The sequence below is a fragment of the Terrabacter sp. Root181 genome, assembly GCF_001428505.1.
Taxonomy (GTDB): Bacteria; Actinomycetota; Actinomycetes; order Actinomycetales; family Dermatophilaceae; genus Terrabacter.
In genome coordinates this window covers 145593-158525 of sequence record NZ_LMHU01000006.1, presented here as the reverse complement: position 1 = coordinate 158525, position 12933 = coordinate 145593, and the positions used below count along the sequence as shown (strand labels likewise).

The window sequence follows — 12933 nt, the reverse complement described above, 5'->3', positions numbered from 1 at the left end:
CCCACCGCGTACGCCCGCCCCTCCTCCCGGGCGGGCGTACCGGCATGAGGAATGGACCACCCGGCCCATAACCGCTGGTCTACCCTTCGGCCATGGAAGATCTCGACCGTCGCCTCGTCGGCCTGCTGCTCGCGGACGGCCGGATGAGCTACACGGACCTCGGCAAGGCCACGGGCCTGTCGACCTCGGCGGTGCACCAGCGCGTCCGGCGGCTCGAGGAGCGTGGGGTCGTGACGGGCTACACGGCGCAGGTGTCCCCGGAGTCGCTCGGCCTGCCGCTCACGGCACTCATCTCGGTGACGCCCTTCGACCCCAGCGCGCCCGACGACGTGCCCGAGCGGCTGCGGCACATCACCGAGATCGAGGACTGCCACTCGGTGGCCGGGGTCGAGAGCTACATCCTCAAGGTTCGAGTCGCGACGCCCGGCAACCTCGAGGACCTGCTCGCCCGCATCCGGTCGGCGGCCAACGTCGCGACCCGCACCACCGTCGTGCTGTCGACGCCGTGGGAGGCCCGCAGCGCGTCCGCCATGCCGCGCGAGACCCCCTGAACCCGAGCCGACAGGGCGATGTCCTGCTCCTCGCGGGCGCAGCACTCAGAGCTGGTCGATCGGCTCCGGTGCGGGTGACGGGACCACCACGACGTCGGGGGCGGTGGCAGCTCCGGCACGGGCACGCATCCGTCGTCGATGCCACGACCAGAGCACGAGTGCCGAGAGCGTCATCGACCCCGCGACGACGGCGAGCGTCGTCAGCGACCCGCTCACGAGCGGTGAGACCGCGCCCGCCACGAGGGCGTTGACGCACGTGCTGAGGAAGGACTGGAACGACGAGACGGCACCACGCTCGCGCGGCCGCAGGTCGAGCAGGGCGATGGTGAGGATCGGGAAGACGAGGGAGACGCCGAGCGAGGCGGCAGCCACGGGCAGCACGGTCCACGGCAGGGCCGGCACGTCGACGAGCGCCTGGTAGGCGACGGCGAAGACACCGCCGGCAAGGGCCACGAGGAAGCCGACGAGGACGAAAACCCCTTGGCGCACCCGACCGGCGAGACGTCCCGTGAGGAAAGACCCGAGCATCATCGTCACCACGAGCGGCACGAAGAGCACACCGAAGTCGCGCTCACCCAGACCCAGGTGGTCGACGACGATCGCCGGCGCCGAGGAGATGTAGAGGAAGAGCGCACCGAAGTTGAGGGCGATCGCGGCGCTCAGGCGGAGCACCGCGCCGTCGCCGGCGGCCGAGGTGAACGACGCGAGCAGCGGCCTCGGCCGGAACGGAACGCGCTCGTCGGCCGGGTGCGTCTCCGGCAGCGACGTCGCCGTCAGCACGACGAGGGCGACGCCGTACGCCGCCAGCACCCAGAAGATCGTGCGCCACGACCCCCAGCCGAGCACCCATCCCCCGACGATGGGTGCGAGTGCGGGCGCGATGGCGAAGATCATCGAGATGTGGCTCATGAAGCGCTGCGCCTGCGCCCCGTCGAAGAGGTCGCGCACGACCGTGCGCCCGACGATCATCCCGGCGCCGGCCACGAGGCCCTGCGCGCCGCGGGCACACAGCAGGAGCGGCATGCTCGGTGCCAGGGCGCAGAAGGCACTGGTGACGGCATACGCGGCGCAGCCCACGAGGATGACGGGGCGACGACCGAGGGCGTCCGACAGCGACCCGTGGAAGAGGCTGGCGACCGCGAACGCGACGAGGTAGACGCTGACCGTCTGCTGCATGGCGACCGTGTCGACGCCGAGCTCGCGCGTCATCACCTCGAAGGCCGGGAAGATCGCGTCGATGGTGAACGGCCCGACCATCGTCAGCGCGGCGAGGACGAGCACGAGCCGCAGCTGTGGCACGCGAGAACGGGCCGGCGCCTCGCGGGGCGCGTCGTCGGTCAGGGTCATGCCCGACCGATCCGGGCGCGGAGGGCGCCGGTCACCGTCGCGAGGTCTGCCGGGGAGAGGCCGATGTCGAAGCCGCGACGGCCGCCGGAGACGTAGACCGTCCCGAAGCCGTATGCCGTGTCGTCGAGGACCGTCGGCAACGTGCGTTTCTGCCCCACGGGGGAGATGCCGCCGACGACGTAGCCCGTGCTGCGCTCTGCCGCCGCGGGGTCGGCCATGGTCACGCTCTTGACGCCGAGCGCCGACGCGACGGCCTTGAGGTCGAGCTGGCCGTCGACGGGGACGACGCCCACGGCGAGGGTCGAACCGGTGTCGACGAGGAGCGTCTTGAAGACCTGCGCCGGGTCGACGCCCAGGGCCGCGGCCGCCTCGCGGCCGTAGCTCGTCGCTGCCGCGTCGTGCTCGTAGGGGTGGCGCGAGTAGGTGACGCCGGCCCGGTCGAGGGCCACGGTGGCGGGCGTCGACGGACCGTCGGCCGAGCGCTGTCTCGCCATCAGGCGTCGCCGACCGACGCGAGACCGTCCCAGATGGTCGTGACGACGAGCTCGGTGGCCTCGTCCGCGGTGGTGCCCGGGTGCGTGCTGCGCCAGACGGCGAGGCGCTCGCACCCGCCGATGAGGATCTCGGCCATGACCGTGACACGGCGGGCCTCGAGGGCCTCGAAGGCCGGGAGCGTCCGCAGGCCCTCCGCGAAGGCCTTGGCGGTCTGCTGGCGGATGCGTTCGACCGACGCCGAGGCCTCGCCGATGAGCGCGCCCTCGGTGCGCAGCAGCGCGAACGCCTGGTCGTGGTCGTCGATGAAGGAGAAGAAGGCGTGGACGACCCCGCGCACCCGGTCGCGTGCCGGGGCGCCGGGCTGGGCCACCCACGAGTCGATGAGGGCGGTCAGCAGCTGGCCGCGGGCCCGCTCGATCGTCGCTGCGAGCAGACCCTCCTTCGACCCGAAGTAGTCGTAGATGAGAGGCTTGGTCACCCCGACGAGCTCGGCGATCTCGTCCATCGTCGCAGCCTGGATGCCGCGCGACGAGAAGACCTGCTCGGCGACCGCCAGCATCTGTGCCTCACGCTCGGCGCGGGGCATGCGGACGCGGGTGCCGGGGGAGCGGGAAGTCACCGGCGCAGTCTACGGGGGCGCTAGCGGGGCGCCGGAACGCAGAACTCGTTGCCGTCCGGGTCGGACATGCTCAGCCAGCCGGACTCGTCGCGGACGTCGCCGATCGGCGACGCGCCGAGCGCCGTCAGACGCCTCACCTCGTCCTGCTCGTCGCCCGGCCCCACGGGAGCGAGGTGGAAGTGGATCCGGTTGGGCCCGGACCTCGGCCTGACGGGTGGACCGCCCCACGCGATCTTGGCGCCACCCAGGGGCGACTGGATCGCCGTCTCCTCGTCCTGGTCCCAGACCAGCGGCCAGCCGAGCGCCCCGCTCCAGAAGAGCCCGACCTCGCGTGACCCGTCGCAGGCGAGCTCCCCGAGGAAGGCGGTGTCGGCGAGGAAGCGGTTGCCCGCCTCGATGACGCACAGCTCGTTGCCCTCCGGGTCGGCGAGCACGATGTGCCCCTCCTCGGGGGTCTGCCCCACGTCGAGGTGGCGGCCGCCCAGCTCGAGGGCGCGAGCCACCGTCGACCGCTGCTCCTCGTCCGAGCTGCTCGTCAGGTGCAGGTGGACCTGGTTCGGGCCGGTCTTCGGGCGCTGCGTCGGCAGGAACCGGATCACGAGATCCGGGTCCTCACGCGGCAGGAGGGTCAGTCCGTCGTCCGAGGTCTCCCGCTCCAGCAGCCCGGCCCAGAATCCCGCGAGCCGGGCCGGGTCGTTCGCGTCGATGCAGAGCTCGAGCAGCCGGCCGGTCATCTCGTCCCCGTCTCCTCGGTCAATGCGCGCGCGTGGATGCTCGGTCAGACGGTGAGCTGCGACTCGGCGGCTGCGCGGCTCACCGCCGCCTTCTCGGTCGCGTCGGCCAGGACCGACTCGTGGTCCACCGACTGGTGCCACCACTGCTGGCCCGACTCGGGCAGCGTGTAGATCGGGTCGTAGTAGACGTACTCGCGCGACATGGCCTCGGTGTCGTCGCCCTCGATCGAGGTGCGGTAGTTCTTGCGCCAGTAGGAGATGCCGCGTTCGGTGTCGTACTCCTCGACCTGGTGCACCCAGCGCTTGCCGACGAACGGCACGTCGCACACGATGCGCGGGGTCGAGAAGCCGGGGAGGTAGCCCATCATCGAGTGCTGGAGGTGCTGGGCCTCGGCGAGCGAGAGCCGCCAGTGCTCGGCGAAGGGGATCATGTCGCACATGTAGAAGTAGTACGGCGTGATCTGGGCGCCGTCGGCGAGCCCGAAGCACAGGTCGAGCAGCTGCTCGGTCGTGTCGTTGACGCCGCGCATGAGCACGCCCTGGTTGCGGACGTCACGGACACCGGCGTCGAGCATGGCCTTCGAGGCGCGGGCGACGGACGGCGTCAGGGACTGGGCGTTGTTGACGTGCGTGTGGATGGCGAGGGAGACGCCGCGCGAGCGGGCCTTGGCCGACACGCGACCGACGCCCTCGACGACGTCCTCGGCGAACCAGTGCTGCGGCAGCCCCATGAGGGCCTTCGTCGCGAGGCGGATGTCGCGGATGTTCTCGATGTCGAGGAGCTGGTCGATGAACGCCTCGAGGTTCTTCCACGGCATGTTGGCGACGTCGCCACCGGAGACCACGACGTCGCGCACGACGGGCGAGGTGCGGAGGTAGTCGAGCATCGCGGCGTAGCGGTCGACCGGCTTGAGGTCGAACTTCAGCTTGGCGACCTGCGGCGTGGAGTTGCCGACGAGGTCCATGCGCGTGCAGTGCCCGCAGTACTGGGGGCAGGTGGGGAGCAGCTCGGCGAGCACCTTGGTGGGGTAGCGGTGCGTCAGGCCCTCGGCCACCCACATGTCGTGCTCGTGCAGGGAGTCGCGCGAGGCGTGCGGGTGCGACGGCCAGTCGGTGCGGCGGTCGGAGAAGACCGGCAGCATGTAGTTGCGGATCGGGTCGGCGTAGAAGGCCTCGGTGAAGTCGTGGCCGGCCGACGGCATCGGCGAGTCGGTCGCGGGCACCATCGTGTTGAGCATCTGCGGCGGGACGAGCATCGACATCGTCGCGCGCTCGCTCTGGTCCTTGGCGAGGTCGTCGTAGAAGCGGTCGTCGAGCAGGTTACCCATGAGGGCTCGCAACTGCTTGATGTTCCTGACACAGTTGACCCGCTGCCACTGCGCGCTGTCCCAGTCGGCCTGGGTGACGCCCGTCCAGCCCGGGAAACGCGTCCAGTCGGGCTCGACGAGCTCGCGTCGGCGGTACGCGTAGGGCTGCTCAACCTTGCTCATGCGGAGAACAGTAACGGCAGCGGTGGTTTCGCTCAAACACGTCCGGCTCACGAAATTGTGAAGATACGGCTGACCTGCCCCTATGCTGACGCAAGATCTTCGGTTCCCGTCCATATACACAGAAGGATTTGTGATCGTGTCAGACCCGACGTCGGCCGCCCCGGATCGCACGGACGCCGCCCGCGTGTCGTCACCCGTCGGCCTGCACCGTGTGCTCCAGCCCACCGGCGACGCCATCACGCTCCCACAGGCGGCCCAGCGCCTCGACGCGCGCCCGGAGCTGTGGCCCGACGAGGTCCGCATCGCCGTCGAGACGCTCAACCTCGACGCGGCCTCCTACCGCCAGCTCGCCGAGAAGCACAGCGCCGACGGCGCCGTCGACGGGGGAGCGGTGCGCGACGAGGTCCTCGACATCGTCGCGACGCGCGGCAAGATGCAGAACCCCGTCACCGGCTCGGGCGGCATGCTCATCGGCACCGTCGAGGAGGTCGGGCCGGACAGCACGCTCGGCCTCGCCGTCGGCGACCGCGTGGCGACCCTCGTGTCCCTGTCCCTGACACCGCTCGCCGTCACCGACGGCCTCGAGCGTTGGGACGGCCTCTCGGAGCAGGTGCCCGCCGCCGGTCACGCCATCCTCTTCGGCCGCAGCATCGCGGCCACGCTGCCCGCAGACCTCGACCCGCACCTGGCCCTCATGGTCATGGACGTGTGCGGCGCGCCTGCCCTCGTCGAGCGCGTCGTCGGGGAGTACGCCGCCCGCGGCGTCGCGCCGACCGTGGCGGTCCTCGGTGGCGCGGGCAAGTCCGGCTCGCTCTCCCTCGCGGCCGCGCGCGCGGCGGGAGCCGCCCGCACGATCGGCGTCGTCCCGGTCGAGCGCGAGCGCGCGGTCCTCGAGGCGAGTGGACTCGCCGACGCCGTCGTCCTCGCCGACGCGCGCTCACCGCTGGGGCTCGCTACCGCCGTCGAGTCCGCCGGGGGACCGGCCGACGTCACGGTCGTCTGCGTCGACGTGCCCGGTTGCGAGCAGCCCGCGATCCTCGCGACCGCCCAGGGCGGCACCATCATCTTCTTCAGCATGGCCACGAACTTCGCCGCCGCCGCACTCGGGGCCGAGGGGCTCGCCGCCGACGTGCGGATGCTCGTCGGCAACGGCTACGTCCCCGGCCACGCCGAGACGGCGCTGCGCCTCGTGCGCGAGGTGCCGGCCGTGCGGGCACTCTTCGAGGGCCGCCTCGCCACCGAGAAGGCAGGATCTGACGCATGACCCGCCCCCACGCCATGCTCGAGCTAGACCCGGCCGTCGTGCGCCGGGCGCGCTCGCTCGCCCGCAAGGCCGCCGCCCCCGTCGTCACGATCGCGCGCAGCCACACCACGGTGTCGGTCGAGCGCGCGACCCTGCGCCTCGCCGGCCTCGCCGGCGCGGACCACGAGCGGGTGCCGTGGGTCAACCACCTGGTCACGGCCGTCCGTGACGAGGTCGGCCTGGAGCACGGCGTCACGACACCGGTCTACGACGCGCTGCTCCGCGGCGAGGCCCCAGACCTCACGACGCTCGCGCAGAAGGCCGCGAGCGGCAACGTCTCGTTCCGGTTGCCGACCGGCCGCGAGGCCTCGGCGGCCCGTCGCGCCGCGACGAAGGGCGTGGGCGCGGGACTGCGCACCATCGACCGCTCGCGCGCCACCCGGGACCGGCTCGTCAAGCGGCACGGCGACCCCAGGACCAAGCCGTGGATCTACCTCATCGTCGCGACCGGCGACATCTACGAGGACATCCCGCAGGCCCAGGCCGCCGCGCGTGAGGGCGCCGACATCATCGCCGTCATCCGTTCCACCGGTCAGTCGCTCCTCGACTACGTGCCGGAGGGTGCGACCCGCGAGGGCTTCGCCGGGACGTACGCGACGCAGGAGAACTTCCGTCTCATGCGTGCCGCGCTCGACGACGTCAGCAAGGAGCTCGGCCGCTACGTCCGGCTGACGAACTACGCGTCAGGTCTGTGCATGCCCGAGATCGCGGCCCTCGCCGGCATGGAGCGTCTCGACATGATGCTCAACGACTCGATGTACGGCATCCTCTTCCGCGACATCAACCCGATCCGCACCTTCGTCGACCAGCGCTTCTCACGTCAGGTGCACGCCCGCGCCGGGATCATCATCAACACCGGCGAGGACAACTACCTCACCACGGCCGACGCGGTCGAGGCCGCCCACACCGTCACCGTGAGCCAGCTGCTCAACGAGCGCTTCGCCAAGGAGGCCGGCCTCGAGGACTGGCAGCTCGGTCTCGGCCACGCCTTCGAGATCAACCCCGAGATCCCCGACAGCTTCCGGATGGAGCTCGCCCACGCGATGCTCGCCCGGCAGCTCTTCCCGGACGCCCCGCTGAAGTGGATGCCGCCGACGAAGCACATGACGGGCGACGTCTTCCGCGGCTACCTGCTCGACGGCTTCTTCAACCTCGTCGGCGCCATGACCGGACAGGGCATCCTGCTCGTCGGCATGATGACCGAGGCCGTCGTCACCCCGTTCCTCTCCGACCGCGACCTGGCGCTCCAGAACGTCCGCTACGTCATGAACGCCGCCAGCGGTCTGACCGAGGACTTCCACCCGCCGCGCGACGGCTACATCCAGACCCGCGCCCGGCAGGTGCTCTCCGAGGCCGTCGACCTGCTCGACCGGATCGTCAGTGACACCGACGCGGCCGGCGACGCACCCCTGCTCGCCGCCATCGCCGACGGCACGTTCGGCCTCATGAAGCGTCCCGCGACGGGCGGCAAGGGCCTCGACGGCGTCAGCGTGCGGGCCGACGACTACGACAACCCGGCCATCACCGCCCTCGACGCGTGGACGCCGCCGGCCAAGGGGGCCACCCGATGAGCGCGTCGAAGCAGCAGCCCGGGCCGGCGACCGGCTCCGCGACCGGCTCCCCGAGCACCCAGGGCCCCATCATCCGGCCCTACGGCGACACGACCGGCGACGGCATGGTGCAGATGTCGTTCACCCTGCCCCTGCCGCACGACAAGAAGGCCGAGGGCGCCGCCCTCCAGCTCGCGCGCAAGATGGGCCTCGACCCGGCCCTGCTCGTGCACGCGAAGGCCATGGGTCCCGACTTCACCTTCTTCGTCGTCTACGGCAGCTCGACGCACCTGGTCAACCTCGACGACGTCCACGTCGTCGAGCGCGAGTACCCCCTGCTGTCGGCCAAGGACGCCAATCTGACGATCAAGAAGCAGCTTCGCCGCAAGCTCGTCGTCGTCGGCGCCTGCATCGGGACCGACGCCCACACGGTCGGCATCGACGCGATCCTCAACATCAAGGGCTTCGCGGGCGAGAAGGGCCTCGAGTACTACCGCGAGATCAGGGTCGTGAACCTCGGCGCCCAGGTGCTCGTGCCCGAGCTCGTGGCCCGCGCTCGCGCGGAGAAGGCCGACGCCGTGCTCGTCAGCCAGGTCGTCACGCAGAAGGACGCCCACATCCACAACACGACGCAGATGTCCGCGGCCTTCCGCGAGGCGTACCCGGCCGGGCAGGTGCCGATCCTCATCGCCGGCGGCCCGCGCTTCGAGGACGGCTCCGAGTCAGCGCTCGGCGTCGACCGGATCTTCGGCCGCGGCACGACGCCCGGCGAGGTCGCCAGCTACCTGGTCCACGAGATCGGCCTCCGGAAGGGGAAGAAGCCATGACCGACGGCGTCACCCAGCCCACCCCGTCGTCCGAACCGGAACCGCTGTCGGCCACCGGTCCCACGACCCCGGCCACGGCGTCCACCACCCCGGCGACTCTGACGAAGGCCAAGGTCGGCCTGCGCATCACGCACCGCCGCTACGTGCCCTACGGCCATGCGCACTACGCGGGCAACCTCGTCGACGGGGCCTACTCCATGGCCGCCTTCGGCGACGTCGCCACGGAGATGTGCATCGTCACGGACGGCGACGAGGGGCTCTTCGCCTCCTACAGCGACGTGCAGTTCTGCTCGCGGATCACCGCCGGCGACGTCATCGAGATCTCGGCCGAGATCATCCGCGTCGGCACCCGCTCGCGAGAGATGGACTTCGAGGTGCGCGTCGTCGGTCGCGGCAACCAGGAGCGCGGCGCGTCCGCCGCCGAGATGCTGGACCCGCCCATCGTCGCCACGACCGCTCGTGGCGTCGTCGTCGTGCCCTGAGCGCTGACGCCCCGGCCGCACGGCATACGGTGAACCCCGTGCGGCGTCTCCTCGTGTCCCTGCTCGCCGGTGGACTGCTCTGCCTCGCGTTCCCGACGTTCGACGTCTGGGTCGCCGCCCCGGTGGCCCTCGCCCTCTGGGCGTGGGCGTGGGCCGGCGCCGGAGCCCGCCGCGGCTTCCTGCTGGGCGTGGCCGGGGGTCTCGTCTTCTTCGTCCCCACGCTGAGCTGGTCGGGCATCTACGTGGGTGCGCTGCCGTGGCTGGCCCTCGCGACCCTGCAGGCACTCTTCGTCGGTCTCGCCGGCGCGCTCTACGGTTGGCTGAGCCGCGCGAGGAGCGTCCGCCCGCTGGCGTTCGCCCTCGTCTGGGTCGTCGCCGAGGGCTTGCGCGCACGGGCTCCCTACGGCGGGTTCCCGTGGCTCAAGGTCGCGTTCGGGCAGGCCGACTCGCCCTTCGGTCGCCTCGTCGCGCTGGGCGGCGCACCTTTCGTCGGCTTCGTCATCGCCCTCGCCGGGGCCCTGCTCGCGCTCGTGGCCCAGCGCGCCCTGGCCACACTCGCCGCCCGCCGGGGGAGCGACGTCACGAACGTCGCCCGACCGCGTATGCCGTCCCGTCGGCTCGCGCTGCCCGCCGCAGCAGCGCTCGTGCTCGGGATCGTCGGCGTCGCCGTCCCGCTGCCGACCGACGGGCCGACGGCCGAGTTCCTCGGCGTGCAGGGCAACGTGGCGCGGCCCGGTCTCGACTTCAACGCCGAGCGCCGTCAGGTCCTCGACAACCACGTGGCCGCGACGCTCAAGGCTCAGGAGGACGTCGACGCGGGGCGCGCACCGGCACCGGACCTCGTCGTCTGGCCCGAGAACGCCTCGGACATCGACCCGTTGCGCAACGCCGACGCCAAGAGCCTCATCCTCGAGACGGTCGACGCGCTCAAGCGGCCGCTCATCGTCGGCGGTCTGCTCGAGGAGCCCGCCGGTTTCGTCTCCAACGTGGCGCTGCTCTTCGAGCCCGGCAAGGGCAACACCGACCGCTACGTCAAGCGCCACCCGGTGCCCTTCGCCGAGTACATCCCGAACCGGGCGTTCTGGCGGATGTTCAGCACGGAGGTCGACCTCGTGACCCGCGACTTCGTCCAGGGCCCGGCGCCCGGCGTCTTCCGCGTCACCACGGCCTCGGGCCAGCAGATCCGGGCCGGTCTCGCGATCTGCTTCGAGGTGGCCTACGACGACATCATGCGCGACGCCGTGCAGGGCGGCGCCAACGTGCTCGTGGTCCAGACCAACAACGCGACCTTCGGCTACACCGCCGAGTCGCCCCAGCAGCTGGCCATCAGCCGGCTGCGCGCCATGGAGTTCGGCCGCTCCGTCGTGCACGTGTCGACCGTGGGACAGAGCGCCCTCATCACGCCCGACGGAACCGCCCACCAGGTGACGTCGTTGTTCACACAGGCGGTGGTCAGAGGGGCACTACCCTTGCGGGACGCCACGACACTGGCGACCCGCCTGGGTGAGGCCCCCGAGTGGGTCGCTGCCGCCGCACTGCTGACGATGCTCGCCCTGGGCGTTCGCGGTGGTCGCCCGGCCGTGCCGGAGACAACGAAGGAAGAGGATGACGACGACGCAGCGTGAGCCGGTGACCCGAGTGGCCGTGCTCATCCCGACGTACAACGAGCGGGACAACCTGCCCGGCATCGTCGCGCGGGTGCGCGCGAGCGTGCCCGCCGCCGACGTCTTCGTGCTCGACGACGGCTCGCCCGACGGGACCGGCCGGATCGCCGACGACATCGCGGCCGCCGACCCTCAGGTCCACGTCGTGCACCGCACGGCCAAGGAGGGGCTCGGAAAGGCCTACCTCGCGGGCTTCGCGATCGTCCTCGAGCGCGACTACGACGCCGCCGTCGAGATGGACGCCGACGGCTCGCACCTTCCCGAGCAGCTCCCGTCGCTGCTCGCCGCGCTCGGTGAGGCCGACCTCGTCATCGGAGCCCGCTGGGTCAAGGGCGGCGAGGTGCGCAACTGGCCCGCCCGCCGCAAGGTGCTCTCCGTCGGCGCCAACCTCTACACCAAGGTGCTGCTGGGGATGTCGGTCAACGACGCGACGGCCGGCTACCGCGTCTACCGCACGAGTGCGCTGCGGGCCATGGGCCTGCAGGGCGTCGAGTCGCAGGGCTACTGCTTCCAGATCGACCTGACGCTCCGGGCCGTCCGAGCGGGGCTCACCGTCGTCGAGGTGCCGATCACGTTCGTCGAGCGAGAGGTCGGCGTGTCGAAGATGGGCAAAGACATCGTGCGTGAGGCGCTGACGAGCGTGACGAGGTGGGGCGTGGAGCATCGCCTCGGCCAGCTGCGCTCGGCCGCCGGCCGGGTGCGCGGGCGCGAGCCCGTCGAGGAGCGGTCGTGACCGGGACGCCCGGGCCGTCGCGGGGGCCGTCGCGGGTCAGGCGGGTGCGGCTGACGCGGCTGGCGATCGCCGGTCTCCTGCTCCTGCCGATCATCGAGATCCTCGTCATCGTCGCCGTCGGTCAGGCCATCGGCGGCTGGCAGACCTTCCTGCTGCTCGTCGCCACCTCGCTCCTCGGCGCGTGGCTGATCCGCGGTGAGGGCGGACGGGCGTGGCGCGCCCTCGAGCAGGCGCTGCGCAGCGGCCGGATGCCCGCGCGCGAGATCGCCGACGGTGTCGTCGTGCTCGTCGGTGGCGGCCTCCTGCTGCTCCCGGGCTTCGTCACGGACCTGCTCGGGCTGCTCCTCGTGCTGCCGTTCACGCGACCCGTGGCCCGGAGCATGCTCGCCGCCGTCATCTCCCGGCGCCTCCTCGCACAGGCCGAGCGCTTCACCGGCCCGACCGTCGCCGGACAGCCCACCCCGCCCACCTGGGAGCAGGAGCAGATGCCCCACGGTCCGCAGCGGTCGGCGACGAGCGACGAGGTCGTCGAGGGCGAGATCATCGACGACGAGGACTGAGTCGAGCTCGGTTCGCGCGCCGGCTCCTCGTCGTTCGAGGTGATGAAGGCACCCGTGTCACTGCCATCATCACCTCGAACGGGGGGACGCGGACGCGAGAAAGCCCGCCTCCACGAAAGTGGTGGTCGGGCTGGAGCCCGCGGACGCGAGAAAGCCCGCCTCCACGAACGGGGCGGGCTTCTCGGTGGTGCGTTCTGGGGTCGGTCAGGCGGTCTTGCGCCGGCGCGGCTTCTCGCCGCGGGACTCGCGCAGCAGCGTCAGGCGCTCCTCGAGGAGCTCTTCGAGCTCGGGGATGGAACGACGCTCGAGGAGCATGTCCCAGTGCGTGCGCTGGTGCTTGACCGGCTTGGCCTCCGGCTCGGGGCCACCCTGCAGCTTCGCGTCGAGGCCGCAGCGGCACTCCCACGTCGAGGGCACGTCGGCCTCGATCGAGAACGGGAGCTCGGTGCGGTGACCTTCCGGGCACACGTAGACGGTGAGCTGACGCTCACTCGGAACGACGTTCTCGTCGGATTCCATGCTCCTCGCGCCGAGGTTGGAACCGCGTAGTGCTCGATCGGCCATGTGGACCCCTCCAA

14 protein-coding genes are annotated in these 12933 nt (G+C 71.5%); 8 read left to right on the top strand and 6 right to left on the bottom strand.

From position 1 onward, the window contains the following. Positions 1–92 precede the first annotated feature (92 nt). The gene (locus ASD90_RS12555; protein ID WP_056756816.1) at positions 93–551 is read left to right on the top strand and encodes an Lrp/AsnC family transcriptional regulator; all 459 of its coding nucleotides are present in this window, start codon (positions 93–95) and stop codon (positions 549–551) included. A 45-nt stretch (positions 552–596) separates the two neighbouring features. On the opposite strand, the gene ASD90_RS12550 is transcribed toward ASD90_RS12555, so the two are convergent. From ASD90_RS12550 to ASD90_RS12530, 5 genes are read right to left on the bottom strand one after another with little or no spacing between them, the layout of a single operon-like run. Beyond that, positions 597–1898, bottom strand: a complete 1302-nt coding sequence (locus ASD90_RS12550) for a multidrug effflux MFS transporter (protein ID WP_056756815.1) — start codon at positions 1896–1898, stop codon at positions 597–599. Further along, entirely contained in the window at positions 1895–2392 is a 498-nt protein-coding gene (ybaK, locus tag ASD90_RS12545) for a Cys-tRNA(Pro) deacylase (RefSeq protein WP_056756809.1), read from the bottom strand. The genes ASD90_RS12550 and ybaK overlap by 4 nt, the downstream gene beginning before the upstream one ends. After that, on the bottom strand, positions 2392–3012 hold the full coding sequence (locus tag ASD90_RS12540) for a TetR/AcrR family transcriptional regulator (protein WP_056756806.1): 621 nt from the start codon (positions 3010–3012) through the stop codon (positions 2392–2394). Before ASD90_RS12540 ends, ybaK begins: the two co-directional genes overlap by 1 nt. A 20-nt stretch (positions 3013–3032) precedes the next feature. After that, on the bottom strand, positions 3033–3746 hold the full coding sequence (locus ASD90_RS12535; RefSeq protein ID WP_056756799.1) for a VOC family protein: 714 nt from the start codon (positions 3744–3746) through the stop codon (positions 3033–3035). A 44-nt stretch (positions 3747–3790) separates the two neighbouring features. Further along, on the bottom strand, positions 3791–5236 hold the full coding sequence (locus ASD90_RS12530) for a KamA family radical SAM protein (protein ID WP_056756797.1): 1446 nt from the start codon (positions 5234–5236) through the stop codon (positions 3791–3793). Between the two features lie 136 nt (positions 5237–5372). Between ASD90_RS12530 and ASD90_RS12525 the strand changes: the two genes are divergently transcribed. The 7 genes from ASD90_RS12525 to ASD90_RS12495 are packed head-to-tail and all read left to right on the top strand — an operon-like array spanning position 5373 to position 12355. Beyond that, on the top strand, positions 5373–6500 hold the full coding sequence (locus ASD90_RS12525; RefSeq protein WP_235506621.1) for an L-erythro-3,5-diaminohexanoate dehydrogenase: 1128 nt from the start codon (positions 5373–5375) through the stop codon (positions 6498–6500). After that, positions 6497–8110, top strand: a complete 1614-nt coding sequence (locus ASD90_RS12520; RefSeq protein WP_056756794.1) for a lysine 5,6-aminomutase subunit alpha — start codon at positions 6497–6499, stop codon at positions 8108–8110. The genes ASD90_RS12525 and ASD90_RS12520 overlap by 4 nt, the downstream gene beginning before the upstream one ends. After that, positions 8107–8916 carry an OAM dimerization domain-containing protein gene (locus tag ASD90_RS12515; protein WP_235506619.1) on the top strand — a complete coding sequence of 270 codons (810 nt, stop codon included), beginning with the start codon at positions 8107–8109 and terminating at the stop codon, positions 8914–8916. Before ASD90_RS12520 ends, ASD90_RS12515 begins: the two co-directional genes overlap by 4 nt. Further along, positions 8913–9398, top strand: coding sequence for a hotdog domain-containing protein (locus ASD90_RS12510; protein WP_235506617.1), 486 nt, complete (start codon positions 8913–8915; stop codon positions 9396–9398). Before ASD90_RS12515 ends, ASD90_RS12510 begins: the two co-directional genes overlap by 4 nt. Positions 9399–9436: 38 nt before the next feature. After that, the gene (gene lnt, locus ASD90_RS12505; protein WP_235506615.1) at positions 9437–11023 is read left to right on the top strand and encodes an apolipoprotein N-acyltransferase; all 1587 of its coding nucleotides are present in this window, start codon (positions 9437–9439) and stop codon (positions 11021–11023) included. After that, positions 11004–11795: a polyprenol monophosphomannose synthase gene (locus ASD90_RS12500; protein ID WP_056756788.1), complete on the top strand. Its 792-nt coding sequence runs from the start codon at positions 11004–11006 to the stop codon at positions 11793–11795. Before lnt ends, ASD90_RS12500 begins: the two co-directional genes overlap by 20 nt. Continuing rightward, complete coding sequence (locus tag ASD90_RS12495) at positions 11792–12355, top strand: FxsA family protein (protein WP_235506613.1); 564 nt, start codon at positions 11792–11794, stop codon at positions 12353–12355. Before ASD90_RS12500 ends, ASD90_RS12495 begins: the two co-directional genes overlap by 4 nt. Positions 12356–12559: 204 nt before the next feature. Here the strand turns inward: ASD90_RS12495 and ASD90_RS12490 are convergent, their stop codons facing one another. Continuing rightward, positions 12560–12919 (bottom strand): RNA polymerase-binding protein RbpA, encoded by a 360-nt coding sequence (locus ASD90_RS12490; protein WP_056756780.1) that lies wholly within the window; start codon positions 12917–12919, stop codon positions 12560–12562. Between the last annotated feature and the right edge of the window lie 14 nt (positions 12920–12933).